Annotated in this window: 29 protein-coding genes and 2 tRNA genes; 10 read left to right on the top strand and 21 right to left on the bottom strand. The window is 59.0% G+C overall.

Annotated features, from left to right (window positions below; genetic code table 11):
• Window positions 1–127: 127 nt before the first annotated feature.
• The 6 genes from A4G99_RS13790 to A4G99_RS13810 all read right to left on the bottom strand — a co-directional run bounded on the left by A4G99_RS13790 (window position 128) and on the right by A4G99_RS13810 (window position 4253).
• A complete protein-coding gene (locus A4G99_RS13790) occupies window positions 128–841 on the bottom strand; it encodes a DUF2270 domain-containing protein (protein WP_066144664.1) in 714 nt (237 codons plus the stop codon).
• Between the two features lie 238 nt (window positions 842–1079).
• Window positions 1080–1274, bottom strand: a complete 195-nt coding sequence (locus A4G99_RS13795; protein ID WP_007979825.1) for a cold-shock protein — start codon at window positions 1272–1274, stop codon at window positions 1080–1082.
• A gap of 67 nt (window positions 1275–1341) precedes the next feature.
• Window positions 1342–1467 carry a hypothetical protein gene (locus A4G99_RS28785; protein ID WP_255359099.1) on the bottom strand — a complete coding sequence of 42 codons (126 nt, stop codon included), beginning with the start codon at window positions 1465–1467 and terminating at the stop codon, window positions 1342–1344.
• Window positions 1468–1527: 60 nt separating this feature from the next.
• Window positions 1528–2316 (bottom strand): DUF2182 domain-containing protein, encoded by a 789-nt coding sequence (locus A4G99_RS13800; protein ID WP_223301878.1) that lies wholly within the window; start codon window positions 2314–2316, stop codon window positions 1528–1530.
• Between the two features lie 73 nt (window positions 2317–2389).
• Window positions 2390–3841 (bottom strand): MATE family efflux transporter, encoded by a 1452-nt coding sequence (locus A4G99_RS13805; RefSeq protein ID WP_066144667.1) that lies wholly within the window; start codon window positions 3839–3841, stop codon window positions 2390–2392.
• 118 nt (window positions 3842–3959) lie between these two features.
• Window positions 3960–4253: a HalOD1 output domain-containing protein gene (locus A4G99_RS13810; RefSeq protein WP_066144670.1), complete on the bottom strand. Its 294-nt coding sequence runs from the start codon at window positions 4251–4253 to the stop codon at window positions 3960–3962.
• A 216-nt stretch (window positions 4254–4469) separates the two neighbouring features.
• Between A4G99_RS13810 and A4G99_RS13815 the strand changes: the two genes are divergently transcribed.
• Both A4G99_RS13815 and A4G99_RS13820 read left to right on the top strand, forming a co-directional pair.
• Complete coding sequence (locus A4G99_RS13815; RefSeq protein ID WP_066144674.1) at window positions 4470–4835, top strand: helix-turn-helix domain-containing protein; 366 nt, start codon at window positions 4470–4472, stop codon at window positions 4833–4835.
• Window positions 4836–4868: 33 nt separating this feature from the next.
• Window positions 4869–5174, top strand: a complete 306-nt coding sequence (locus A4G99_RS13820; RefSeq protein WP_066144677.1) for a hypothetical protein — start codon at window positions 4869–4871, stop codon at window positions 5172–5174.
• 32 nt (window positions 5175–5206) lie between these two features.
• Here A4G99_RS13820 and A4G99_RS13825 read toward each other — a convergent pair whose 3' ends face one another.
• Window positions 5207–5731: a GNAT family N-acetyltransferase gene (locus A4G99_RS13825; protein ID WP_066144680.1), complete on the bottom strand. Its 525-nt coding sequence runs from the start codon at window positions 5729–5731 to the stop codon at window positions 5207–5209.
• Between the two features lie 267 nt (window positions 5732–5998).
• On the opposite strand from A4G99_RS13825, the gene A4G99_RS13830 reads away from it, so the two are divergent.
• Window positions 5999–7231 (top strand): sulfatase, encoded by a 1233-nt coding sequence (locus A4G99_RS13830; protein ID WP_066144683.1) that lies wholly within the window; start codon window positions 5999–6001, stop codon window positions 7229–7231.
• A 546-nt stretch (window positions 7232–7777) separates the two neighbouring features.
• On the opposite strand, the gene A4G99_RS13835 is transcribed toward A4G99_RS13830, so the two are convergent.
• Window positions 7778–7850 (bottom strand) — tRNA-Phe (locus tag A4G99_RS13835).
• A gap of 378 nt (window positions 7851–8228) precedes the next feature.
• Between A4G99_RS13835 and A4G99_RS25975 the strand changes: the two genes are divergently transcribed.
• Window positions 8229–8366, top strand: coding sequence for a hypothetical protein (locus A4G99_RS25975; RefSeq protein WP_190303759.1), 138 nt, complete (start codon window positions 8229–8231; stop codon window positions 8364–8366).
• Between the two features lie 291 nt (window positions 8367–8657).
• On the top strand, window positions 8658–9776 hold the full coding sequence (locus A4G99_RS13845) for a hypothetical protein (protein WP_082837815.1): 1119 nt from the start codon (window positions 8658–8660) through the stop codon (window positions 9774–9776).
• 32 nt (window positions 9777–9808) lie between these two features.
• Here the strand turns inward: A4G99_RS13845 and A4G99_RS13850 are convergent, their stop codons facing one another.
• The 7 genes from A4G99_RS13850 to A4G99_RS13880 all read right to left on the bottom strand — a co-directional run bounded on the left by A4G99_RS13850 (window position 9809) and on the right by A4G99_RS13880 (window position 14482).
• Complete coding sequence (locus tag A4G99_RS13850) at window positions 9809–10210, bottom strand: cupin domain-containing protein (RefSeq protein WP_066144689.1); 402 nt, start codon at window positions 10208–10210, stop codon at window positions 9809–9811.
• Window positions 10211–10308: 98 nt separating this feature from the next.
• The gene (locus tag A4G99_RS13855) at window positions 10309–10704 is read right to left on the bottom strand and encodes an MFS transporter (protein ID WP_190303760.1); all 396 of its coding nucleotides are present in this window, start codon (window positions 10702–10704) and stop codon (window positions 10309–10311) included.
• An 8-nt stretch (window positions 10705–10712) separates the two neighbouring features.
• Window positions 10713–11477 (bottom strand): SDR family oxidoreductase, encoded by a 765-nt coding sequence (locus A4G99_RS13860; RefSeq protein ID WP_066144695.1) that lies wholly within the window; start codon window positions 11475–11477, stop codon window positions 10713–10715.
• A gap of 131 nt (window positions 11478–11608) precedes the next feature.
• A complete protein-coding gene (locus A4G99_RS13865) occupies window positions 11609–12286 on the bottom strand; it encodes a helix-turn-helix domain-containing protein (RefSeq protein WP_066144699.1) in 678 nt (225 codons plus the stop codon).
• A gap of 115 nt (window positions 12287–12401) precedes the next feature.
• Window positions 12402–13583, bottom strand: coding sequence for a Fic family protein (locus A4G99_RS13870; protein ID WP_082837817.1), 1182 nt, complete (start codon window positions 13581–13583; stop codon window positions 12402–12404).
• A 156-nt stretch (window positions 13584–13739) separates the two neighbouring features.
• Window positions 13740–14177, bottom strand: coding sequence for a PIN domain-containing protein (locus A4G99_RS13875; protein WP_066144702.1), 438 nt, complete (start codon window positions 14175–14177; stop codon window positions 13740–13742).
• Window positions 14174–14482, bottom strand: a complete 309-nt coding sequence (locus A4G99_RS13880) for an AbrB/MazE/SpoVT family DNA-binding domain-containing protein (protein WP_066144705.1) — start codon at window positions 14480–14482, stop codon at window positions 14174–14176. The genes A4G99_RS13875 and A4G99_RS13880 overlap by 4 nt, the downstream gene beginning before the upstream one ends.
• Before the next feature lie 179 nt (window positions 14483–14661).
• Between A4G99_RS13880 and A4G99_RS13885 the strand changes: the two genes are divergently transcribed.
• Window positions 14662–15144 (top strand): nucleotidyltransferase family protein, encoded by a 483-nt coding sequence (locus tag A4G99_RS13885; RefSeq protein ID WP_066144708.1) that lies wholly within the window; start codon window positions 14662–14664, stop codon window positions 15142–15144.
• The gene (locus A4G99_RS13890) at window positions 15141–15599 is read left to right on the top strand and encodes a DUF86 domain-containing protein (RefSeq protein WP_066144710.1); all 459 of its coding nucleotides are present in this window, start codon (window positions 15141–15143) and stop codon (window positions 15597–15599) included. Before A4G99_RS13885 ends, A4G99_RS13890 begins: the two co-directional genes overlap by 4 nt.
• A gap of 477 nt (window positions 15600–16076) precedes the next feature.
• Here the strand turns inward: A4G99_RS13890 and A4G99_RS13895 are convergent.
• Window positions 16077–16150: transfer RNA gene (locus A4G99_RS13895), tRNA-Val, on the bottom strand.
• An 85-nt stretch (window positions 16151–16235) separates the two neighbouring features.
• Here A4G99_RS13895 and A4G99_RS13900 point away from each other — a divergent pair.
• Together A4G99_RS13900 and A4G99_RS13905 are read left to right on the top strand one after the other, a co-directional pair.
• The gene (locus A4G99_RS13900) at window positions 16236–16505 is read left to right on the top strand and encodes a hypothetical protein (RefSeq protein ID WP_066144713.1); all 270 of its coding nucleotides are present in this window, start codon (window positions 16236–16238) and stop codon (window positions 16503–16505) included.
• Between the two features lie 170 nt (window positions 16506–16675).
• Window positions 16676–18628 carry an ABC transporter ATP-binding protein gene (locus tag A4G99_RS13905; protein WP_066144716.1) on the top strand — a complete coding sequence of 651 codons (1953 nt, stop codon included), beginning with the start codon at window positions 16676–16678 and terminating at the stop codon, window positions 18626–18628.
• A gap of 48 nt (window positions 18629–18676) precedes the next feature.
• Here the strand turns inward: A4G99_RS13905 and A4G99_RS13910 are convergent, their stop codons facing one another.
• The 4 genes from A4G99_RS13910 to A4G99_RS13925 all read right to left on the bottom strand — a co-directional run bounded on the left by A4G99_RS13910 (window position 18677) and on the right by A4G99_RS13925 (window position 22277).
• Entirely contained in the window at window positions 18677–19306 is a 630-nt protein-coding gene (locus tag A4G99_RS13910; protein WP_066144719.1) for a hypothetical protein, read from the bottom strand.
• Window positions 19307–19406: 100 nt separating this feature from the next.
• Window positions 19407–20252, bottom strand: a complete 846-nt coding sequence (gene otsB, locus A4G99_RS13915; RefSeq protein WP_066144724.1) for a trehalose-phosphatase — start codon at window positions 20250–20252, stop codon at window positions 19407–19409.
• Entirely contained in the window at window positions 20249–21751 is a 1503-nt protein-coding gene (locus A4G99_RS13920; RefSeq protein WP_066144727.1) for a trehalose-6-phosphate synthase, read from the bottom strand. The genes otsB and A4G99_RS13920 overlap by 4 nt, the downstream gene beginning before the upstream one ends.
• A 211-nt stretch (window positions 21752–21962) precedes the next feature.
• A complete protein-coding gene (locus A4G99_RS13925; RefSeq protein WP_066144732.1) occupies window positions 21963–22277 on the bottom strand; it encodes a hypothetical protein in 315 nt (104 codons plus the stop codon).
• A gap of 90 nt (window positions 22278–22367) precedes the next feature.
• Here A4G99_RS13925 and A4G99_RS13930 point away from each other — a divergent pair, with 90 nt between their 5' ends.
• Window positions 22368–23105 (top strand): creatininase family protein, encoded by a 738-nt coding sequence (locus A4G99_RS13930; protein WP_066144735.1) that lies wholly within the window; start codon window positions 22368–22370, stop codon window positions 23103–23105.
• A gap of 8 nt (window positions 23106–23113) precedes the next feature.
• Here the strand turns inward: A4G99_RS13930 and A4G99_RS13935 are convergent, their stop codons facing one another.
• The gene (locus tag A4G99_RS13935) at window positions 23114–23602 is read right to left on the bottom strand and encodes a DUF5790 family protein (protein WP_066144738.1); all 489 of its coding nucleotides are present in this window, start codon (window positions 23600–23602) and stop codon (window positions 23114–23116) included.
• Between the last annotated feature and the right edge of the window lie 129 nt (window positions 23603–23731).

Here is a 23731-nt window from a genome sequence, read left to right on the forward strand (position 1 = left end):
CCAACCGTCGCTTTCCCTCTCCAACCGTTGCTTTCCCTTTCCAAACGCCGCTCTCCCACCTGACGGTAGAATTCCCGTTCACATCGAAAATCCACAATCGGGGTGATTTCACGGCGAAGAAGGGGTATCAGTCCCGCGAGTAGTCCCATCCGGTCACGTCGCTCGGCAGGATTTCGCCGTTGATGTGCCACGTCCGAGGACGATAGGCGATGACGAATATTCCCGCGTAGAAGGCCACGACGAGACCGGTGACGACCGTACCGGGAACCATTTCGATCGCCGCCGAGTGGGGCCACTTCGCCGACGGCGTGTAGGCCGTCAACTGGAACACCCACGCGAGGAGCAGAATGCAAAACAACGGGGCGTACACCCGACGCAGTCGGTGGGCCAGCGCCTCCTCCAGGGACACCTTCATTTTCGGTTTCCGGTAGTCCTCGCTCAGCTTTTGCCGCCAGTCCTCATCCACCACGCCTTTCGAGTCGTCGAGCGCCAACGCGAAGACGTTCTGCTGGAGCATGCGGACCCGAGACCGCCAGATGTCGTAGGCGCGGTACCTGCGGGCCTCGATGAGCAGGAAGATGCTCACCGTGATGATAGCGAGGAGGACGATGTAATGGGGATTGGTCCGGTTCGAAAACGCCCACGTCAGGATGGCCGCCATCAACGTTATCGCCCAATTGCTCGTCCGGTCGAGGCGCTCGCGCCAGAACTTCATGCGGTGGATTTCTCCACGATACATGTGTGCGAGCGCCGAACTCGGACCCATGTTCTCCTCGAACAATCCCGCTCCGATCTCTGTACCACTGTTGTTCGATGGTTCGTCTGATTCGTTGGTTGTCATGGGTCGATGACGTAGCTCGCCGTTTCTACGATAGGGTGAATATTGTGCTGTATAGTGAAAACCGTGGCGGTTTGATGCGCAAAAACGGTCGGGTTTGATGCGCAAAAACGGTCGGGTTTGATGTGCAAACGGTCGGGCTATTCGACGGGTGAATCACACACGAACCGGTCGCGTCGCTAGCCGTTCTGTGTGCAGAAAATATGGATGTTACAGTAGTGCTCGCAAAAGTGTCGCCCGATTACAGACGGGTGACGTTCTTCGCTCGGGGGCCTTTCGGGGCCTGTTCGATATCGAATTCGATTTCCTGTCCCTCTTCGAGGTCAGCGCCACCCACGTCCTCCATGTGGAAGAAAACGTCGTCGTCCGCGTCGTCCGTCGAGATGAAACCGTAGCCGCCAGTGTCGTTGAAGAAATCAACTTTGCCTTTCGCCATTGCTATTGTATGGAGTGGTGCCCCATAGATAATACTTCCGAGAGTGGTGTTACCACGAACAACGGCGTTATTCGCCGAGCCATCGCGCGACCGCACCCGCGATGAGAACGAGCGCACCGGCGATGAACGTCCCGGGGATCGGGAGGAAGAACAGTACGACTCCGAGGGCGAGAACTGGTGTGGATAGTCTCATGACAGAGGGTTCGAGCGGACCATGGTTACGGTTTGTGGGCGAATATGCAAGCCCGAGTCGTCACATCGCTCCCACGATCACCACACCGATTCCACCGAGACCGGACAACACGCCGATGCCCTTGGCCAGTCGTTCCCCGCCGGGTGCCAGTATTTCGGCCGAGATCAGCACGGTGAGGGCGGCCATCCAAAGCAGGTTCATCGACCCGACGACGATCATGAGCGCCATCAACGCCCAGCAACAGCCGATGCTGTCGAGTGCCAGTCGCCACCCCGACCGAACCGCGTTCGGAATCCCACTCGTTCCACCCGCAAAATCGCGCTCGGGTGAACGACAGTGATCCAAGTGGTGGCGCTTGAGCGAGGTGAGTTGATAGGCCGATAGCAACAACAACGTGACTGCCAGGAGGAGCGTCCAGTTTCCGGGTGTGAGGGTGGCGATGGGAATCACCAGGGCGACGCCGAGCGGCACCAAACCGGTGAGAACCCAGACGAACGTGTACGTGGCCATCGTGGCGACGACGGCTGTCTTCCTCCGGCCGCTCGTCGTGTCCCGATTTGCCTCGTAGTACGCCCGAAACGCGTTTGCTGACGACGGGTACATCATCGCCGTTATCATCGCCCCCCACACGAGCAGGTAGAGACCGACGCCGAGGAGTCCGCCCGACAGGGCCATGGCCTCCGGCATCCCCGGTGCCGACATCCGCATGACCATGTCTGCCCCGGGCATGGGAACGCTACGGGTCACGAGAAGGAGCCACGCGAGCGCTGCGAGTCCGTACGTGAACAGGACGACCGGATGTCGCTGCCGGGCGAGGAACGCCCGCACTGGACGGAAGATGTGCATCATGAGTCCCCCCGGTTTTCGAGGGAACTACGGTCGCAACGGGTAAAAGAGTCTCCGACGACGGCATCGCGACCGTTCAGTCGTCGGCATACGTCGCTTCCGGTCGGAAGTTTCGACTGATGACCTTCCACCGACCGGTCGAGAACCGGTGATAGTTGAGCACCGCGGGAACCGTCGTTTCGGCGATGTACGACAGATACAGTCCGGCGATTCCGATCGCCGGTATCGTCGCACCGAGATACGCCGCCGGAATCGAACAGAGGAACATCCCGGCCGCTTGGGCGAAGAAGGGCCAGCGGGTGTCACCGCTGGCGTCAAGCGGACCGGCAACCGCACCGTTGACACCCTGCGCCAGAATGGCGAAACAGGAGACGTACACGAGCGAAACCGCCGTCGATACCGACGGATCACCTGGGTCGGAGACGAACAGAAGCACGATGGGTTTGGCGAACGCGAACACGATGGCGGCCGCGACGAAGTACGTGGCTACCGAGAAGAGGACGACGTCGCGGGCGTACGTCTCGGCGGTTCGTTCGTTCCCGACCCCGAGTTCCTGCCCGACGAGGCTGCTCGATGCCAGCCCGAATCCCCATCCGGGCGTGTTCATCAGACCCCAAATCCGTCGACTGATCACGTAGGCGGCGGCGACGCTCGGACCGAACAGGTTCACGATGGCCAGCATCGGGAATTTGGCGACCGTCCACACCATGTTCCGACCGACGACCGGAAGGCCGATGTGGACCAACTGCCGAAACGTTTCCACGTCGAGATACGTTCCGAAGGGGTCCACCTTCACGGGGAGGTCACCCATTCCCGGAAGGCGACCGGCGACGACGCCGACGACGAACGCGACTGTCACGACGATGTTCGAGAGGAGGGTCCCCCACGCCGCACCGGCGACACCCCATCCGAACCCGAAGACGAAGACGGCGCTCAGAACGATGTTGCTCACGGCACCGCCCGCACGGATCACCATCGGGGTCCACGCGTCGTCGGCACCGATGTAGATCCGACTCGCGACGAGGTTGAGCGACGCGAGTGGGACACCCACCGAGATGATGTGAAGATACGTCGTGCCCAATCGGACGATGGCCGGTTTGTCGGTGATCAACGAGATGAGTTCCGAGGAAAACAACCAGAAGACGGCCGCGACGGGGAGAGAAACCAACAAGACGAGCGCCGCGCTCGACCGAATCGCTTGGCCCATTTCCTCGTACGCTCCCGCCCCGTAGCGCTGTGAAACGAGTGCGATCGTTCCGCCCGCGAATCCCCCGCCGAGCGAGAACGCCATCCCCCAGAACGGCGAAGCGAAGCCGACACCAGCGATGGCCGCGGGACCGATAGCGATGCCGACGAACGCCACGTCGACGGCGTTTTTCGACATGCGAGCGATACCGGTAACGATACGGGGCCACGCCAGATCCGTCGTTCGCCGCACGTTTTTCGGTTCGACGAGGCCGAGACGGGAGAGCGAGAGACCGATGCCGAGAATGATCAATCGAGCCGGGTTCGGGAAACGGGAGTCCACAGAGGGTGTTTCGAATCGAAAGTAAAAGTTCCTTTCAAATGCGGTAAGAAAGAGGGGTGTTCGACGGTCGTTCACAGCAACAACCGAATACGATAGTTCACTCCTTGAGTACGATAGTTCACTCCTTGAGGGAGATGACCACGCGCGACCCGTCGTGTACTTCGACCCGGTATCCGACGTAGTCGAACGAAACGTACGATACCGAATTCGACGAGGTTACCCGTTCGAGAGCATCCCCATCGACGGCAGAGTACAGCGGTTCGAGATCAGCTATATCGACGTTTTCCAACGCAGTGATTGCTGATACCACGGCTTCGCAGACGGACTCGTTGGCGTCGATGGTGCGTTCGTAGTCGCGTTGTTTCGATATCTCGGTCGAATCGGAAGGTATCTCGGTTGGTGACTCTTTCATGGTTCTCACTTATCGTTCATCAGCGAGTCGAGCATCGAGACGAATTCGTTCGATTCCCAACTCGTCCTGCAGTATAGACACCTATGGTCCCCCACGGGATTAAAACGGACCCACAGTTTCGGAACCCGAAATCGGGTGACAACGTGGCTCGTAACGCCGAGGAATTGACGAACGGTACAGCTGACATTTTTATCCCGCGGGACCGTACTTTCGTCCGTGAGTAAGGAGTGGGGGCCGGACGACATCTTCGACGTTCTCGCCAGCGAGACCGCGAGGGACATCCTCCTCTTGAGCAGTTCGACAGCCATGTCCGCAGGGCAACTCGCTCGGGAGTGTGATGCGTCGAAGCCGACCGTCTATCGGCGGATAAACAAACTTCAGGAGTACGACCTCCTCGAACAGCGGATGGTCATCGACAATGGGGGAAACCACTACAACACCTACCGGACGAACATGGACCGTATCTGCTTCGACATCCGCGGTGACGAGTTCGTCGTCACTATCCGGTTCGAGGAGGACCTCATCGACCGGTTCGTTTCCGCGTGGACCAAGCTTGGACAGTCGGAGACGGGGGACAACTGACATGCGTTCCGCCCGATCCAGAGGAAGGTACTCATGGTGAACGGAACGATATTTTGGGCGTTCGTCCTGACGAACGTGTTCGTCTTCCTCATCGGCACCATACTCGCGTATCTGAGTTACAGAGCATCCCAACGGGTGGGAGGAGGGTCGTTCCGATACGCGGTACTCGGATTCGGTCTCATCGCGTTCGGCTCGTTGATCGACCTCGTTTACGAACTGCTCGTAAAGCGGACACAGGAACTCGACGCGACCGAAATACTCGCCCTTCACACGAGCGAGTCGGCACTCGTCGGCCTGGGCCTCGTGTTCCTGTTTTACTCGCTGGTCGGCACCAGATGACCCCATTTCGTCGTCGAACGAATCACGTGCCGTCAGTCCACGATCGAGAGCGCCATGAAGTTCCAGTCGTCCCGGATTTCCGCCGGAGTCTGGGATTTCCCGTACGGTTCGGTGAACTCGAACCCGAGGTCGCGATACAACGACTGGGCGCGCTCGTGGTACGGGGCCACACCCAACCGGAGCGTCTCGAAGCCGTCCGAAACCGCTTCCACCAATACTTCGTCCACGAGTCTCCGACCGATTCCCTGACCCCGGTCGGCCGGTTTCACGTAGAGTCGTTTCACCTCCCCGGTCGTCTCGTCCAATCGCTTCAGTTGCACCGATCCGACGATTCGGCCGTCGTCCAGCGCCAGAAAGAGCGGTTCGGTCAGCGTCGTCGATTCGAGTCGCCCGATGTCGTCGGCCACGAGCCGTTCGGCGTCGGCACCGAAATCATCATCGTCGAACCACTCCCTCCCCTGTTCGTCCGCGCTGGCGAAGTAGTCCAAAAGCAGTTCGCGCAACTCGTCTTCGTATCCATCGATATTCGTTCTGGTGAGGGATACCCCAGAGTCCATACACGATAATTGACCCGCATCGAGCAAAAAACGGTAGCTTCGAACTGTGGTCGAGGAAGATACCTTCCGAAGCCACGGAAACACAGTTGTCCAAAGATGGATAGATGGCTCGGAGGCCAATTATCTCCGAGCAAGTCAGTCGCCGGGTATGAACGACGTGACATTCGTCGGTTCGTAGGAGATATGGCTAGAATCAGTAATTTAGAATGACAATATGATGACTGTCCGCTTCAACAATATTATACGGAGCCGTACTATACGAGAGTCATGGATCAAAATCTGCTGTTTATCTGTATCGATTGCCTCCGGCGAGATTTCCTCTCGGAAAACCATAGTGACACGCCATTTATCGATTCATTGCTCGACAGAGGGACGATATACACTGAACTGTTCTCGACGGCGACGACGACGACACCATCGGTCGCAAGCATATTGACGGGGACGTACTCCGAATACAACGGTGTCAACTCTCTGAGACAGTGCGGCCTCGATCCCGAGGTATCCACGTTAGCCGAACTGTTCGGCGATGCTGGTTTTGAGACTGCTGCAATGGCCACCGGACCGTTAGTCGAAGAAACAGGGATACAACGCGGCTTCGACCACTTCTGGTACCGAGACAAGGACGAACTTCTCACTAACGACTGGCACGAAACGGCTGTGGAGAATCTCGAATCTCTGTCCGAACCGTTTGCACTCTACCTTCATCTCTGGGAAATTCATACTCCGATCGATGTGCCGGAACAATTCGACGAGCCAACCTATGGTGATACACCGTATGCACGAATGCTCAGTGCGCTTGACCGAGCGCTGGAATCGTTCGTCAATGAGATACCCGATGATACGCTCATCGTTCTCCACGGCGACCACGGTGAATCTCTTACCAGTCGAACCACCGCGACCCAAACCGCCTTGAAGAGACTCCGCGATACGGCGCGATATGAACGAGGCATCGACACACGACGGTTGGAACGGCACATCAACAGATTCATGGACCGGTTTGCCCCCGATTTCCGCGACCACTACCTCGAAGGAGGGCATGGAGAAACGGTTCTCGATTTTATGTCCAACGTTCCGCTTGTGCTCGTCGGATCCGACGTAGAGAGTGCAACTGTGGACACACAATGTCGACAAATCGACGTACTCCCGACGCTGCTAGACTACTTCGGGATCGAATCGTCACCTTCACTCATCGGTGAATCCTTACTGCCAGCAGATTCCATACAGGACCGACCAGCATACATTCGAGCCTGCGGTGCGAGTCTCCGAGGGGAGGCGAACTGGCAGCGTGGGGTCAGATACGACGGTTACAAATACGTCGAATATCCCAATCGAGACTGGGAATCGGAACTCTATCATTTCGAATCCGACCCGAAAGAGCTCCGATTGGTCGATAACAAGGCCAAGTGCGACGAACTGAAATCCGACTTCCCAAGCCAAGAGTTGAGACAAGTTGATGACATCGACATTCACGACCGGCTAGCTGACCTTGGATACCTCTAATATACGCACCAACTATCGACCAGCCGCTACCAAATCCGGGAATTCCTTCGGGAGGTTCCATACTACTGTCCCACTACGAAACCCGAGAAATATCTCATCGATTGATACTACATCCAGAAAAACCAGACGTGCTCGCTTCGCTGCGCGCGACTGGTAGGATTCAAATCCGCTCGGATGCAGATTTTCCGCTCACGATTCAGTCGCTTCGCTCCTTCACATTGTTCGCAGAAAAATGCCGCCTCTCGGAGTTGAACCTCCGGCGAGCAAAGCTCGCCGTGCCCCCACTCGCTCGGGAAGACAAACCGCGTCTTCCCTGCCCTCGTTCGCTTCGCTCACGAGGACTCCGCTCGCGGGGACGGGAACAGCTCGATCTTCAGTCGAGTGCGGTAGCTCGAATGGAAATCGTGTGAAAGAACTATGCCGCCTCCCGGATTTGAACCGGAGCAAGACAGTCCTGCTCGTTCGCTCCGCTCACTGCGCGCTGTGACTTGCAGGGTTCAAACCGGTCGTGAGCATTTTCACTGCTTCACATTGTTCGCAGAAAAATGCCGCCTCCCGGATTTGAACGGGAACAGCTCGATCTTCAGTCGAGTGCTCTCCCAGTCTGAGCTAAGGCGGCTCATTCTGGAAAAGGCGGATGGTACAAAAAAGGATTTCGAAATCCGCCGGAGGGAAGACGAATCGACCAGAATCCCTCACACCTGCATCGGCAGGCGACACAAGCCATTTACGCACTGTCGTGGTAGATACTGTCATGGGAGAACGGGCCTGCTATCTGGAGTTTTGTCCGGCATGCGACGCGCAGGTGACGATTGTTGATGATAAATGTCCCGATTGTGGAAATTCACTTTCAAATTCTGAGCCGGATTAGACGAGGTGATGGCAGAAAACACCCAATCTTGTTCGAAGATGTAATACTTAGGAGGATAGAAAGCGGAGAAACGCGCAGTTGGGAGAAAACTTATACCAATACGGTACTGCAATTCGACATACCCACATGGTGCAAGAGAACACCAAGAAATGGGACGACTGCCTGGAACGCGAAATCGACGGCGGGGTCGAATTATACGACCCCGAGAACGATAACGCGTGGATATGGTCCGACTTCGGCGTCGACCTCTCATGGGAAGCCTAGCGCACGCCCGAGGAGGCCGATTTACAGGCCGACTGCTGTCCAACTGACGTACAAGCGAGTGCCCTGCCCCCTCTTTTCTGTCTCTACTCTCGGTGCTCTCCTGCGATCCATTCCCACCCGATGCAACCGTTCCATCCACGGATACCCCATTCGTTATTTTTTCCCGACTTGTAGTAGCACAACAAGATAAAGTATATAATCCATTGCTTACTGTGAATATGCAAACAGGACTGCACGTCCGAGAATGTGTCTCCAACCAACTCTCGCGTCACCAGTCCCGCCCTCTTTCCCATGCACGTTTTATCATTCGAACGCGAAACGCTCGACTCCTCCACGCTCGGCGTTTCGGGATTCCTGCTCTTGGGCCTCTTCGAAACGTTCGGTCGGTATTTTCGAATCCTCTACGGCGAACAGCAACCCCACATCGACGTTCGGTGTTGCTGGCGGCCGCTTGCGAACGCCGTGCTCGCCGGGAAACCGATTTACGTCCGACCGGCCGTAGACAACAAACCGCCGCTGTTCGAACTGCTCAACGTCACGGTCGCATCGACGGGGCAGTACTTGCTGGTCTTTTTCCTCCTGATCGGTATCGTCAACGGCGTTTCGGCGATCCTCCTCTGGCGAATCTGTGCCGACCGAGGCGCTCCCCGCGTCGGACTCATCGCCGGACTGTTGTTCCTGACGAGCGTTCCAGCCACCGGTGGCACGGTGATAAACGTGCGCTCGTTTGCGATCGCTGGCATCCTCCTCTCGCTGTGGGTCGAACACCCGCTCGCACGCGGTGCCACGATCGCAGCGGCGGGACTGTTCTCCCAGCATGCGGTGTTCGCCATCCCGGCACTCGTGTACGACCGTCTCCGATATCTCGACCGGGATTCGAGTCTCCAATGGCTCGTCCGATTCGTCGCCGGTGGGGTCGCCGTCCTCGTCGTCTCGTTCGGGTTCGTGTACGTCGTCTGGGGAGCACAATCCTTCCACGGTGCGCTCTACTGGTCGTTCGGTGCCGCGGAGAAGTACACGACGAACCCCGTCGTTCCGTCGATTATCGGCGATACACGCCGATGGATGGCGGCGCTGTATCACGGCGTCATCAAGCACCTGTTTCTCATCGTCCCCGCGACGATCATCGTCCACTTGGCCGCGACCGAACGCGGTTCGAACCGGGTGATCCGTTCGACCAACGCCCCCCTCGTGACGACGACGTTCCTCGCACTTTCGATGTCGATTCCGTTGCTCGTCCGGGCGTACCGCGCCTACTGGCTGTACCCGCTCCCCTTCCTCGCGCTGTTGGCGAGCATCGGCTATCAGCAGTTCTTCACGGTTGGAAGGAGTGAACTCCCGCCGACAGGGAAAATCACTCCCGAAAAGCGTCGCCACGCCGAGACCGAGCGCCATCGTACCCGCGAGTAACTCTCGGTTCCCGCGGCCCGTGTTCGGTCGAACTATTCGTTCCCTTCGTATTCGTCGTCGGTGACGTGTTCCATCCACGTAACGACCTCTCCGTCGAGTTCCTCCTGAATCGCGATGTGCGTCATCGCCTTGTCCGGTGACGCCCCGTGCCAGTGCTTCTCGCCCGGCGGGAACCAGACGACGTCGCCCGCGCGAACCTGCTCGATCGGGCCATCCTCGCGCTGAACGAGACCGCATCCGCTCGTGATGACGAGTCGCTGCCCCAGCGGATGGGTGTGCCACGCGGTCCGCGCGCCAGGTTCGAAGGTAACGCTCGCCGCCGCTGCGCGGGCGTCGTCCTGCGGGTCGAACAGGGGATCGATTCGAGTGTCCCCCGTGAAGTATTCATCCGGGCCTTCGGCAGACGGTAGTGAACGGCTGTCTGTGATTTCCATGTCTGATACCCAGTCTTGCTTTGGGTAGCATTTAACTTGGAATTGGTGCTATCCGAAAAGCCCCTTTAAGTATTGACCGCCGTAAAGTCCGATCTGGCTCACTCGCCTTCCGAACTCGTGCCCCGATAGAAAAACCCGGCACCGAGGACGGTAACGACGCTCACTGCGACGAGCGGAGCGACGTACCCGCCGGTCACGCGATCGAGTACACTGACGGCGAGTGGACCGAGGAAAGCCGACTGAGCTATCGAGATATTGAGCAAGCCGACAGTCGCGGTCGCATTCTCAGGTCCGAAGCGGGTGAGGATGATCGGCGACCACAGCGAAGCGAGAGGTCCGAGACTGGCACCGAGACCAACGAGCACCACGTAGATCATCGTATTTGAGTGGACAAATGGGAGCGCGAAAACGAATACAGCCGCGAGAACTACACTCGTTATAAACGTCCGACGCCGACCGACACGGTCACCGACGAGCCCGCCGCCGATTCGCAAAGATCGAATTACGGTTGAACCTGGTCGAGCGGTCGAATCAGAACTTCGTTGATATCGACGCGCTCCGGTTGTGTGACGACGAACGTGATCGTCCGAGCGATGTCCTCGGGTGCGAGTGCTTCCATCGACCCGACGTGCTCCTTGACCCCCGCCTGGACCTCGTCGTCGGGGATGTGTTCGAGGAGTTCGGTGTCGACCGCGCCCGGTTCGATCGTGGCGACGTGGATTCCGGCCTCGGCGACGTCGAGACGGAGCGAGTCACCGAACATCTTGACGCCAGCCTTCGTCGCGTTGTAGTGGGAACTGTTCGGCTGAAGGAATCGACCGACGACGGAGGAGAGGTTGACGATGTGCCCGCTCTCCTGTTCCAGCATCGTCGGAACGACGGCGTGCGTGAGTTTGATGAGCCCGCTGAGGTTCACGTCGATCGTCGTCTGAAGCGTTTCACGGTCCGCCTGTGCGATGTGTGCGAGCGGCATGAGACCGGCGTTGTTCACGAGGATATCGATGCGACCGTACTCGTCGAGGGTGGCCTCGACTACGTTGTCGATGTCGTCGTCTTCCGTAATATCGGTTGCAACGACGAGCGCTTGGCCGCCATCGCTCTCGATTTGGTCTGCGAGTTCCGTGAGTTCGTCTTCCCGTCGGGCCGCGAGCACGACGCTCGCTCCTCGGGAAGCGAGTGATTTAGCGGTTGCACCTCCGATTCCGGACGATGCCCCGGTGACGATTGCGACCTGTCCGTCCAACTCCGAACCGAATTCTGTCGACATCAAATGAAGAAAGGCACGTCGTGGATTTCGGAGTTATGCTATTCAGAAAGGGCATTTAAATACCTCCGCTGTTGAGCCCGATTCTGCGAATAGTAACGATACCAACGACGAGAGGGTGTGTGAGTGTGATTCTATTTGGAGAGGGCGTCTATCTGCGGCTGTGAACCGAGCGCCGAGGTGAGGAGTTGACGCTCGGCGCGACGGAGCAGGCTCGACATCGAGGGTTGTGAGATTCCCATCTCCTCGGCGAGTTCCTCGGTGCTGACCTGGCGCGGGGCTTCGTAATACCCCCGACCAATCGCCAACTGGAGTGCCTCTTCTTGCCGCTCGGTCAGCCCGTACTCGGACGACTCGTCATCCTCGGGGGGATTCTGGGAGATTGAGATCAGTTCGACCTCGATTCCATACTCTTCACAACGGGTTCGCATCCCGTTGAACGCATTGTAGTTCTGAAAGAGCTTCTCTTCGTACCACCCGTCGGGCATGACGACCGTCGGTTCGACTTGGCTCGCAGTGAACCGTTCGGGAGCGAACGCATCCGAGACGACGTCCTCCAGTTCGATGGTGAGTTGATAGACGTCCTTGCCGCTCGCACGTCCGAGTGGAGTCGTCTCTACGACCTCGTCGAAAGCCAAAAGCTCGTCTTCGGAGACGTCGTCGTTCGGATCGAGATAGACGACGAATACGCGAGCGGTTCGTTCCCGACAAAGCCCGTGAACGCACTCGACTTGGTTCGAGGGAATCGATTCGGCGAGATCAACGAGCGGAAGCGAGGGCGAACGGATAACGAATTCCGTGGTGATTGTCATGAGGGATGGGTATGCTCTCTCCGAGGTTAACCCTCTGGATTTTTTGTTCGACGACGACCGACAACGTGAGAACGGACGATTTCTCGGTCCATTCCCGATAAGACCAGAGTTTGGCTCAATAGGTCTGCGGTGGCCGTTCGAGAATATCGAAGATCTCCTTCGCACGATACTCCTTGTTCCGCGCTTTTCCAGTTACTTCTTCGAGAACACCCTCCTCCTCCAAGGCAGCAATCGAACGGGACGCCGTCGATGGCTCGACGTCGAACAGTTTCGTGACGGTCTTAGTCGTGAGGTACGGCTGCTCGAAGAGCGTGCAGGCGAGTTGGTTCTTCGTGTACGCGAGGCCGCCGTACTCGTCCTCGTATCGCCGCCGCAGCTCGTCCAGTGCGAGCGTACGGGTGACGGATTCTTCGGCTTGCTTGGCGATTCCTTCGATGAAGAACGAGAGCCACGCCTCCCAGTCGCCGTCCGTCCGCACGGCGGTCATCCGGTCGACGTAGGCAGGCTTGTTTCGGTTGAAGTACTCGCTCAGGTAGAGATTCGGCCGCTGGAGGTAGTCGTGATCGTACAGTTGGAGCGTGATGAGGAGACGTCCGAGTCGACCGTTTCCGTCACCGTAGGGATGGATCGTTTCGAACTGATAGTGGAAGAGCGCGATGTCGATGAGCGGGTGGTAGACACCGCCCGTCCGATAGTACGTCATCAGGGCGTCCATGAGACCCTCGACGACGGCGGGAACTGCCGGGAGGAAATCCCCGAGGTGATTCGGGTGGGTCTTGTACGCTCCGATGGTATTGGTGTCGACGCGGTCGTCAGGCACACCGGTGAGGAGCGTTTCGTGAAGTGCGTGCAGCAGGTCAACGCTAAGCATCTCTCCGTCGTCGATGGCCTGGATGCCGTCTTTAACGGCTTGTTCGTAGTTCAGCACCTCACGCGTATCCTTCGTATCGGCAGTCGGTGTTCCTGAGCTGAGCGCAGTGGCGTCGGTCGTGTCGTCCAGCGCGCGTGTTTCGAGACTGTAGAGGGCGTTGTAGTCGATGTCCGCTCCCTCGATTTCGGCGGACTCCATCGCCTCCTTTCGAAGGAGGGAGGTATAGAGGACGGGTGGGAAATCAAGTTCACGGCTGATGCCACTGAGTTGGCCGAGCCAGAACGTCGCGTCCGCGAGCGTCTCGTAGAACTCCTCGTCGAGTTCCAGCTCCCGTGACGGTGGAAGTGGGTCGGGCTTGTAATAGGATTCTCGTCCGTACGAAACGAGCGTCCCCGGAGCGTTATCTACTAACTGACTCCCTTCCATGCACGTATCATCTCTTATATCCCACTATGCATGAATCTATCTTTCCCAAATGCAATTAGTGGGTGTTCAAGGAGGTAATCTTGCAATAGGTTCTGCTATTCGAAGACAGCCATTACCGACGATGCAATTTCGAGAGCGAGCCAAACGACGGCGTTTTCAGACGCCGTGATTCCGGAACCGAAACACATCGACATCGAGCGGAAGCTCCTCAAAATCGTCGTCTGCACCAGCGACGAGCGTCGCATCCCGTTCGTGGGCCAGCGCAACTGCGTTGGCGTCGGCAAGCGAGATGTGGCCGTCGGCTTTCACCTCGCCGGTGAGTCGCCAGTCAGTGCGCTCGATTGCTAACCCACGACGTTCGAGGGCGCGAATATCACGATCCGCCGTGCGGAGCGAGGTGGTGGTCGGTGTATCGTCGTCGGTGCCCTCGAAGCGCGCAACGAGGTAGAACACCTCGCTGGCGTTCGCCTCGGTGAGGTAGCCTTCGGCGTCGGTTTCGACATCGCTGAGCAAGTTGGCGACGACAGCGTGTCCGGGTTCGTCGTAGAGAAACGCGATAATCGCCTCGGTGTCGAAGACGTACGCGTCGCTCATGCGTCGTTATCCGCGTCTTCGGATGGTCGAAGGCGCTCGACACGGTCTTCCTCCCGGCGTCGTTCTTCGTCCTTTTGCTCACGGACCTTCTCCAGTACTTCGCCGGGTTCGTGTTCACCAGCGTGGATACCGTGGAGTTCGTCGAACGATGGAATGGGTTCGATGATGATACGTTCGCCCTCTTCGTAGACGAACACTTCCCCGGGTGTTTCGATACCGAATTTCTCGCGGAGCGCTTTCGGAATCGTCGCTTGACCCTTCTGCGACACGCGTACAACTTCTGGGTCCCGAGTACTACTTGCCATACTCAGTTGTACCTATGCGGTCGAATCCTACTAACAGTGCCGGTCGGTCGAAGAACACAGCAACATCTGTGGCAATTGCCAGCAACTTGTGATAACAGCTTCTGGCCTGCCACTGTCACGAATGCCGTCATTCTGCTGTTGCTTGGTTTTTATATGCTGTGAGTTCGTACTGTTCTCCGATGAGAACCGTCGAAACGGCTGCCATCAATGACTCCCTCCCGATTGACCGGATTCAATCGGTTCTCCGAGAGCATTCGGTGCGCTTCGCCGCCCTCTTCGGTTCGCACGCGACAGGAACGCCGCATTCAGAGAGCGATATCGACATCGCAGTCGAACTGGAGACGACCCAGCGGGACGATCCCGCATACAACGAGGCATTTTTCGGTTTGAGTGCCGACCTGAGTGACACGCTCGAAACTGACGACGTGGATTTGGTGGACGTTCACGTGCTCTCACCGGCGGTCGCGGAAGCCGTCTTCGAACACGGGGTGTTGCTCGTCGGCGACCAAACACACGCCGCCGAGCTTCGCAACCAGGTGGCAGATTCGAAGTCCGAAGAGCTGTCACCGCGTGATCGGTTCAATACCGCGCTTGCCAAAATCGACGAGCATCTCGGTGGTACTGCTGTTACTGCGACCGATGGGCCGAGGGACGACGGATGACTTCCGATGAATTTCCGGCGGATAGTCTCAGTCGAATTTTGACTGCTGTCGAGACTATCGAGGAAAGCCTCGGCGTACTCGCTCGTAAACAGCGAATGAGCCGAGAGGCGTACAAGGTGGACTCGGATACCCGCGATATCGTCGAGCGGCGGTTCGTGAAGATGACCGAAGCGTCGATCGATATCGGTGAAGAAATCGTCAAATACGAACGGAGACACCCCCCGGCAAGCAATCCCGAATCAATGCGATCGCTCGGTGAGATTAGCGTACTTTCGTCTTCGACAGCCGAACAGATGGCACAAGGTGCCCGATTCCGGAACGTTCTTTCCCATACGTATGGTCGAATTATCGACCACGACACTGTTTACAATGCGTTGCAGGATCTCGAACGCTATCGATCGTTCGTCATTGAAGTGCGAGACTACCTCGATTCCATTGGGGCGCTCAATAACTAAAACGGCAACAGAGTAGCCTATCGATGAATTCTGATTCTTAGTAGTGTTCTCCCAGTTCCTCTTCGATAACAATGAGGCCCCTCCTCAATGACTCGAAATCTACAATATCTGGTTCGCTTATTCGTCGCACCGTTTCGTCTTCATTTGTTCGTCCCTAGTAAGTCGCGCAATCGGCGATTGATTACCTTCTACCACACCGTCGGCCCGCAGTGAAGGCAAGACAGAAGCGACCCGAGGAGATCGAGTGGTTGAACTCCGAAGTGGCTGAAACTAGTCTCCGAGTCCAAAAGTAGAAAATAACGGATAGAAGCCCTGTAGGGTACAAATCCGTTGGCTCAAAAGCGTGCAGAATGTGGATGGGTTCGGGCGGATTCGAACTACGCCCAGACATGCTCACTACGTTGCGCGTGCCCGGTCTACTTCCAATCGCCCTCACGAACGAATTTACTCGTCACGTCCGTTCCTCGCAAAATTCGATGGGTTCGGGCGGATTCGAACCACCGACCTCGGCCTTGTAAGGGCCGCGTCATAACCAACTAGACCACGAACCCGTATCCCGAAAAAATCGCTCCGGGGGAATAACTGTTACTTTCTCGGTTTCGTAACGACTACCACCGTCGCTAGCAATCCGCAACTATGGACGACTCGCTCTCGGCCCTCGACGAGCAGGACGGTTGGAAAGTGGACGGGTTCGCCGCACGAGTACACTACCGCGGCGCGGACGAGTTCTACAGCATCGAATACTATCAGCCCAGCGAATGCGTCATCTACTGGAAGGTGAAAGGGGACGGCGACGTGGCGGTGCCCGTCGGGCGCGGAACGGTCCCCGGGCCGCTCCGCGAACGAGTCCGAATGGATCTGGACGAGGCGGGCATCGACCCCGATATCGAAAGCCGAAAGCTCTGAGAGTTTCTGTTCTCCCGAGGCGAACGATAGCAAACGATCAGTCGCGGATGAACCGTCCCGAACCCTTATTCGGTAACCGGCCGCAATCTACCACGGCCCGTTGACCGGTCCAAACGGTGTTTCGGTTCGTAGGAAACTCTTATCAATCCAGTGTCCCTTCAGATAGAATAATGAGCACACACACGGACGAAGACGACCCGTTCGAAGAACAGCGGGAGAACGCCGACAATCCGATGCGGCGTCTGTTCTTCGAATACGGGGGCGAAAACCGGTTCGCCTTCGTCGTCGGAGTCCTCTCCAGTCTCTTCGCTCGGATTCTCAACCTCCTGCCCCCGATAATACTGGGCGTCGCCCTCGATTCACTTATCGAGAAGGATAAACCGATTCCCTACTCGAAGGCCTTGGCTGGACAGGTTCCCTTTCTCTCCATTGATACGGCACGGCAAATAATTCCCGCGACGACACAGGGCCAATTCTGGTTCTCAGTTGTCATCATAGCCATCGCGTTCGGAGTGGGGGCGATGTTCCACTGGGGACGAAACTGGGGTTGGAACTCGTTCGCCCAGAACATCCAGCATTCGGTTCGAACCGACACGTACGACAAGATGCAGCGGTTGGACATGGAGTTCTTCTCGGATAAGCAGACGGGAGAGATGATGTCCATCCTCTCGAACGACGTGAATCGTCTGGAGCGCTTCCTGAACGACGGGATGAACTCCGCGTTCCGCCTGGGCGTGATGGTCGTCGCCATCGCGGCTATCCTCTTCACCATCAACTGGCAACTCGCGTTCGTCGCACTCGTTCCCGTACCGCTCATCGCGCTGTTCACCTACAAGTTCATCCAGATCATCCAGCCGAAGTACGCCGACGTGCGCTCCTCGGTCGGACAGGTCAACTCCCGACTGGAGAACAACCTCGGCGGGATTCAGGTCATCAAGACGAGCAACACGGAGACCTTCGAATCCGACCGCGTCGAAGACGTGTCGAGCGACTACTTCGGCGCGAACTGGGACGCCATCATCACCCGGATCAAGTTCTTCCCGGCGCTCCAAATCCTCTCGGGACTCGGCTTCGCCTTGACGTTCATCGTCGGCGGTCTGTGGGTGTTCAACGGCGAAGCGCCGTGGTTCTTCTCGGGAGACCTAGACCCCGGTCAGTTCGTCACCTTCATGCTGCTCACCCAGCGGTTCATCTGGCCGATGGCGCAGTTCGGGTCCATCATCAACATGTACCAACGCGCCTACGCGTCCAGTGCTCGCATTTTCGGGTTGATGGACGAACCGAGTCGGATTCAGGAGGACCCCGACGCGGAGGACCTCGCCGTCGGAGAGGGAGAAGTCGTCTACGACGACGTGACGTTCGGCTACGACGACGAGACCATCGTGGAGGATATCTCGTTCGAAGTCGAGGGTGGGGACACGCTCGCCCTCGTCGGCCCCACGGGAGCCGGAAAATCGACCGTCCTCAAACTCCTCTTGCGGATGTACGACGTGGACGAGGGAGCCATTCGCATCGACGGAACCGACATCCGCGACGTGAGCCTTCCGAGCATCCGTCGGAACATCGGCTACGTCAGCCAGAACACGTTCCTGTTCTACGGAACGGTCAAGGAGAACATCGAATACGGGACGTTCGACGCGAGCGACGAGGATATCGTAGAAGCCGCGAAAGCCGCCGAAGCACACGAGTTCATCAGCGGCCTCCCCGACGGCTACGACACCAAAGTCGGCGAGCGCGGCGTGAAACTCTCCGGCGGGCAACGTCAGCGTATCTCCATCGCCCGTGCCATCCTGAAGGACCCTGAAATCCTCATTCTGGACGAGGCGACCAGCGACGTGGACACCGAGACGGAGATGCTCATCCAGCGCAGCCTCGACAAACTCACCGAGGACCGCACCACCTTCGCCATCGCCCACCGTCTCTCGACGATCAAGGACGCGGACAAGATCGTCGTCCTCGAAGGCGGCAAAATCGTCGAGCGGGGACGACACGACGACCTCATCGGCAACGACGGTCTCTACGCCCACCTCTGGGGCGTGCAGGCCGGGGAGATCGACGAACTCCCACAGGAGTTCATCGACCGCGCCGCCCGCAGAACCGCACGTACCGACGCCGACGACTGAGAGCGCCACATCCGCCCTGCTGCTGTCCGTTCCTACTGCCGTCCGTTCCTACTGCCGTCCGTGCCGATACCGCTTTCCGCCTTTCTCGACCGCGAGGTCCCGCTGCCGGGAGAGCGCCACGTCCGCCCGTCGTTCGTATCGCCGGATCTCCTCGTCCCGTCGTCGACGTCGTGCTTTCGCTAGCTCGCGCTGTCGTCTCCAATTCGGGTCACGGGGACCGCCGTACTTCGGCACGTCCCCCGTGTTCGATTCCCGCCCCGTGTCGTCCCGACTGGATTCGGGCACTGCACCGGCGTCGTCTTCGTCCCGTTCCCGTCGCTCCCGCGCTTCGTGCATTTCCCGCCGTTCGCGTAGTTCCCGTTCCCGCCGTTCTCGTGCGCCCATCTCCGTTTCCTCGGGTTCGCCTTCCGGAACCCTGTTTTCGTATCGCCCTCGGTACGACGGTCGTTCCGCCGGTCGTTCGTACTCCCTGTCGGCGCGTCGGTCGGCGTCGGATCGGGAGGGTCCGTCGGGTGGATGCGGTGGCGTCGGTTGCTCCGGATGCGGTTCGTGCTCGTTCGTGTCCGCCTCTGCGTTCGGCGCGTCGTGTTCCTCACCTCGTTCGGATTCGCTCCCGGATTCGGATTCGTCCCCCGGAATTCGTTCCTCGGGGTCGTCCGTGTTCTCGTGAGACACCATCCGGAGAATCTACTCGAAAATCGTGAATAAACCGGCGTGACCGTTCAGATGGTTCGGGTGGTTCGGGTGGTCGTTTCGAATCGGGTAACGCGGGGTTTCCTCACCCCCGTGGCGATGCCGTACTCGTCGCCGGAGGGGTCTCCAAAAATTCGACGCCGTATTCGGCCAACCATGCGAGCGTTGTCCGCACTGCGGCCGGGTCGGCGACGCGATAGCTCGCGACCGTCGGCGGTTCGTGTCCGACTTTGACGCCGAGTCCCGACTCGGGCAGGACGTCGAACGCGTCCTCGTCGGTTCGGTCGTCGCCGACGTACAGCGGCAACCACGTCTCCGCGTTCGGAACGCGGCGGTCGTACAACCACCGAATGGCTCGGCCCTTGTGCCACTCGACGTCGGGGCGCAATTCGATGACCTGCTTTCCGGTCGTGACACGGACGTCCTCGACACCGCGAACGGCATCGCGCACGAAGTCACGAACTTCGGGGACTCGGTCGTCGTCGGCGAGTCGGTAGTGAACCGACGCGGTGACACCCTTGTCCTCGACGAACGCACCGTCGACCGTGTCGAGTCTGGAATCGAGGGTGGAGCAGAGACGGGCGATATCGTCGGCCGCGTCCTCGGCGACAGAGTGAGTACGGCGTTCGCCATCGGAGAAGAGTTCCAAGCCGTGATTCCCGGCGTAGGAGATACCGTCGACGTCGACCCGTTCTCGGAGGTCGTCCAGCCCCCGACCGCTGACGATACCGACCTCGACGTCCGGAGTATCCCGAAGGGTCTCTATCACGACACGCGTCGCCGGTGGAAGCGTCACCTCGTCGGGGTGGTCCTCGATCGGTGCGAGCGATCCGTCGAAGTCGAACATGGCGAGCATTCCGTCGGCATCCCGCAATCGCGTGACCAGCGCATAGAGGTGGTGCCGAAGCGGATCAGGTACGTCGTCGTTCATCGTCCTCGTGGTGACTCCGCTGCGATTTCACGACCGCGACGAATCGCTTCGATAGTCCTGAACTGAGCGTTCATCCATGCGTATACATCGTTCGATCGCACTTGTTTTTTGAGGCCATACATCCTGCGTTCACGATCCGCTTGGGGAAGCGAAAGTGCTTCCTCGATAGCGTCGGCGAACCCTTTGGTGTCGTGTGGATGTACCGATACCGCCTCGTCGCCGAGTTCCCCGTTCGCTCCCGCCAACTCGCTCAGCAGGAGGACACCCGGTTCCCCCACCTGCGAGGCGATGAACTCCTTCGCCACGAGGTTCATGCCGTCCCGGCGAGGGGTGACGATGCCGAGGTCGGCTTCACGGTAGAGCGCCGCGAGGCCTTCCTTCGGGAGGTGCTCATTCAGGTAGACGATGGGTGACCAATCGTCGGTACCGAAGCGGTCGTCGATACGCTCGATTTCCGACTCGACGTGACCCTGTAGCTCCCGATACGCACCGATTTGACTCCGACTCTCGGACGCTTTCTGGACGTAGGTGAACTCGCCACGCCATTCGGGGTGTCGCTCCCAGAAGCGCTCCAACGCCGAGAGTCGTTCGGGAATCCCCTTGGTGTAGTCGAGGCGTTCGACGCCGATGGCGAGCGTGTCGCCGACGGCGTACTCCTCGCGGAACTCGTTCCAAAACGCGGTCGCCTCCGTGGACTCGGCGAGTTCCTCTCTCTCGACTGCATCGATACCGAGCGGGAAGGGTCGGACGAACGTCCGTCTTCCATCGTAGACGACGCTCCGGGTCGCCCTATCGACCCGGATGTCGGGAAGCATCGCGGCACAATCGAGGAAGTTCTGGCAGTAGCGCTCCGTGTGGAAGCCGAGGAGGTCGTTTGCGAGCAAGCCATCGAGCAGTTGCTCGTACTGTGGACACGTTTGGAAGACGTCCCACGACGGCCACGTGATGTGCCAGAACTGCATGCAGAACGTATCGGGACGTTCCTCGCGGACGTGCCGGGGAGCCAACCCGAGATGGTAATCCTGAAACCAGATCACGGAATCGGTGTCCGTCTCGTCGATGATGGCGTCAGCGAAGGCGCGGTTCGCCTGCTGGTAGTGGTTCCAGAACCCTTCCTCGGCGTTCATCTTCTCCGGGTCGATGTGACAGATAGGCCAGAGAACTTGGTTGCTGTAGCCGTAGTAGTAGCCCTCGACCTGTTCATCGGAAAGCGGGACGCGCCGAATCTCGTAGGCCGGAGACTCCGGCGGAACGCTGACGCGTCCGTCCGCGTCGGCCACGTCGAAGTCCGCGTCGCCGCTCCCCCAGGCGACCCACGTTCCGCCAGCGGATTGCATCATGGGGTCGAGTGCCGACGTGAGACCGCCCGCCGGGCGGTTGACGACGATGTCCCCGTCCTCACGTTCGTGGCTGTACGGTTGGCGATTCGATGCGACGACCAGTTTTTGGTCCCCCAAGTGCGAGGAAACGGTTTCGGCAGCGGACCGTTCCCCTGTCATGATTTCACCCGTCGTCGCGGGTGGAATTTCCGGTCGAGACCTGCACGTCTGTATTCGTTCATCAGTTGTCGGTGGGTCGTGACTGCGACGAATAAGCCAGTCGTCCGTTCATCCGGATTCGACGTGAAAAACGGTAGTAACAGGCGATTACGACTCCCGTAACCGAGACCTGATCATCGGAAACTACTGCTTGTTCGGCTCCCGTGAGACCTCAGAACGACTCTTGGTCCGGGTCTTGTTCCGTCGTTTCCGCCCCGCCCGCGCCACGGTCGGAGTAGCGTTGACGACCCACTGCGTCGCTATCGGCCATGTTCAATATCGATTGTCGGACGTCATCCGCGGACTCGTACGTCTCGTCGAGCGGACCGATAACCTCTTCGAACGTTTCGGACCCCCTCGGATACTCTATTTCGTACTCGCCGTATTCCGAGACGAGTTCGTCCACGTCCGCGGGATAGTCGTGGTCGTCGAGTTTCTCGCTCAGTTCCCCCAGTTCGATACCTTGCTCACGCTCTCGGTCGGACATGAAAAGAACGACATCGGTGAGTTAGTAAGTCCTTCTGGCCCCGATTCCTGATCCGGCGGCTACAAGACGACTCCCGTACACGGATTCGGTATGCATCTCTCCGACGCGACGTGGACCGACGCCGACGGCGTGGACACCGACCTCGCGCTCCTCCCCGTCGGAAGCACCGAACAACACGGCCCGCACGCACCGCTCGGCACCGACTGGTTGAACGCCGAAGCGGTTGCGAACGCGGGCGCGGAGGCGTACGACGGCGAAGTGGTCGTCGCCCCCCCGATCCCCGTCGGCGTGAGCGAGGAACACCGACAGTTCACGGGGACGCTCTGGGTGTCGGAGGATACCTTCCGCCAATACGTCCGCGAAACGGTCGCCAGCCTCGCCCATCACGGCTGGGACCGCGTGGTCATCGTCAACGGACACGGCGGCAACGTGGCCGCGCTCCGTGAAGTCGCCGGAACGATCACCCGCCACGACGAGGCCTACGCCGTCCCGTTCACGTGGTTCGAAGCCGTCGGCGATCACCGGAGCGACATGGGCCACGCCGGACCGCTCGAAACCGCGTTCCTCCGTCACACCCGCCCTGAACTCGTCCACGAGGACAGGATCGAAGAGGCACGCGAGGGTGCCAGCGACGGCTGGGGCGAATGGGTGTCCTACACCAATCTCGCCTTCGACAGCGCGGAGTTCACGGAAAACGGCGTCGTCGGCGACCCGGAGGCAGGCGACGAGGAGCGCGGCGAAGAACTGTTGGAACTGGCGACGCGGTCGCTCGTGAAGCTTCTCACGGCGGTCGAATCACGCGACGTGCACCGCCCCGAGCACGAGTAGTTTTCTCCTTACTCCTCGTCCTCTTCTTCTTCGACTTCCTCGTCGGCCGCTTCTTCCGCTTCTTCCTCTTCTTCCTCCTCTTCCTCCTCTTCTTCGACTTCCTCGTCTTCGGCGTGTAGTTCCTCCAGCGACCCCTTCAGGCTCGGAATCGTGCTCGCCAGTTCGCCGACCTGCTCGCGGGCGTCCTCGATGTCCGAGATGGCGCTCTCGATGGTCTCGATTTCGGCTTCGAGATCGTCGGCGTCCTCGAATGCGTCCGCGCGCTGTCCCATCGCGTACCACTTCTTCGCGTCGTGCAGGTGCTCGGCGGCGTCGCCAACGTCGAGCGCCGACCGAAGCGCGTTGAGCGCCCCGAGCGTGTTCTCGGCGTCGGTCTCCCAGACCGCTTCGACGGGTGGCAGTTCCTCGCGGGCGGCCGCGAGGTTCTCCTCCACGTCTTCCCGCATTTCGTTCGCCGCTTCTCCGAACAGTTCGTCATCGAACGAGGATTGGCTCATGTCACTTGATTAGACGGGATCGCATTTAAAAGATAACCCGAAACCGGAAGTGAAACGCCAGGTTTTACGACGGTCGAAAGCCAGCGGGCGGCCAATTTGGCCGCCCGCTGGCCGTCTCCCTGTAAAACC

The sequence above is a fragment of the Haladaptatus sp. R4 genome, assembly GCF_001625445.1.
Lineage (GTDB): Archaea > Halobacteriota > Halobacteria > Halobacteriales > Haladaptataceae > Haladaptatus.

Coding starts and splice junctions, on each gene's coding strand:
- A4G99_RS13905 (WP_066144716.1), top strand. CDS start 16,676: ATGAGCACACACACGGACGAAGACGACCCGTTCGAAGAACAGCGGGAG.
- A4G99_RS13885 (WP_066144708.1), top strand. CDS start 14,662: ATGAGAACCGTCGAAACGGCTGCCATCAATGACTCCCTCCCGATTGAC.
- A4G99_RS13830 (WP_066144683.1), top strand. CDS start 5,999: ATGGATCAAAATCTGCTGTTTATCTGTATCGATTGCCTCCGGCGAGAT.
- A4G99_RS13935 (WP_066144738.1), bottom strand. CDS start 23,602: ATGAGCCAATCCTCGTTCGATGACGAACTGTTCGGAGAAGCGGCGAAC.
- A4G99_RS13920 (WP_066144727.1), bottom strand. CDS start 21,751: ATGACAGGGGAACGGTCCGCTGCCGAAACCGTTTCCTCGCACTTGGGG.
- A4G99_RS13910 (WP_066144719.1), bottom strand. CDS start 19,306: ATGGTGTCTCACGAGAACACGGACGACCCCGAGGAACGAATTCCGGGG.
- A4G99_RS13900 (WP_066144713.1), top strand. CDS start 16,236: ATGGACGACTCGCTCTCGGCCCTCGACGAGCAGGACGGTTGGAAAGTG.
- A4G99_RS13930 (WP_066144735.1), top strand. CDS start 22,368: ATGCATCTCTCCGACGCGACGTGGACCGACGCCGACGGCGTGGACACC.
- A4G99_RS13870 (WP_082837817.1), bottom strand. CDS start 13,583: ATGGAAGGGAGTCAGTTAGTAGATAACGCTCCGGGGACGCTCGTTTCG.
- A4G99_RS13800 (WP_223301878.1), bottom strand. CDS start 2,316: ATGATGCACATCTTCCGTCCAGTGCGGGCGTTCCTCGCCCGGCAGCGA.
- A4G99_RS13790 (WP_066144664.1), bottom strand. CDS start 841: ATGACAACCAACGAATCAGACGAACCATCGAACAACAGTGGTACAGAG.
- A4G99_RS13925 (WP_066144732.1), bottom strand. CDS start 22,277: ATGTCCGACCGAGAGCGTGAGCAAGGTATCGAACTGGGGGAACTGAGC.
- otsB (WP_066144724.1), bottom strand. CDS start 20,252: ATGAACGACGACGTACCTGATCCGCTTCGGCACCACCTCTATGCGCTG.
- A4G99_RS13810 (WP_066144670.1), bottom strand. CDS start 4,253: ATGAAAGAGTCACCAACCGAGATACCTTCCGATTCGACCGAGATATCG.
- A4G99_RS13875 (WP_066144702.1), bottom strand. CDS start 14,177: ATGAGCGACGCGTACGTCTTCGACACCGAGGCGATTATCGCGTTTCTC.
- A4G99_RS13795 (WP_007979825.1), bottom strand. CDS start 1,274: ATGGCGAAAGGCAAAGTTGATTTCTTCAACGACACTGGCGGCTACGGT.
- A4G99_RS25975 (WP_190303759.1), top strand. CDS start 8,229: ATGGTGCAAGAGAACACCAAGAAATGGGACGACTGCCTGGAACGCGAA.
- A4G99_RS13890 (WP_066144710.1), top strand. CDS start 15,141: ATGACTTCCGATGAATTTCCGGCGGATAGTCTCAGTCGAATTTTGACT.
- A4G99_RS13825 (WP_066144680.1), bottom strand. CDS start 5,731: ATGGACTCTGGGGTATCCCTCACCAGAACGAATATCGATGGATACGAA.
- A4G99_RS13820 (WP_066144677.1), top strand. CDS start 4,869: ATGGTGAACGGAACGATATTTTGGGCGTTCGTCCTGACGAACGTGTTC.
- A4G99_RS13845 (WP_082837815.1), top strand. CDS start 8,658: ATGCACGTTTTATCATTCGAACGCGAAACGCTCGACTCCTCCACGCTC.
- A4G99_RS28785 (WP_255359099.1), bottom strand. CDS start 1,467: ATGAGACTATCCACACCAGTTCTCGCCCTCGGAGTCGTACTGTTCTTC.
- A4G99_RS13850 (WP_066144689.1), bottom strand. CDS start 10,210: ATGGAAATCACAGACAGCCGTTCACTACCGTCTGCCGAAGGCCCGGAT.
- A4G99_RS13860 (WP_066144695.1), bottom strand. CDS start 11,477: ATGTCGACAGAATTCGGTTCGGAGTTGGACGGACAGGTCGCAATCGTC.
- A4G99_RS13880 (WP_066144705.1), bottom strand. CDS start 14,482: ATGGCAAGTAGTACTCGGGACCCAGAAGTTGTACGCGTGTCGCAGAAG.
- A4G99_RS13865 (WP_066144699.1), bottom strand. CDS start 12,286: ATGACAATCACCACGGAATTCGTTATCCGTTCGCCCTCGCTTCCGCTC.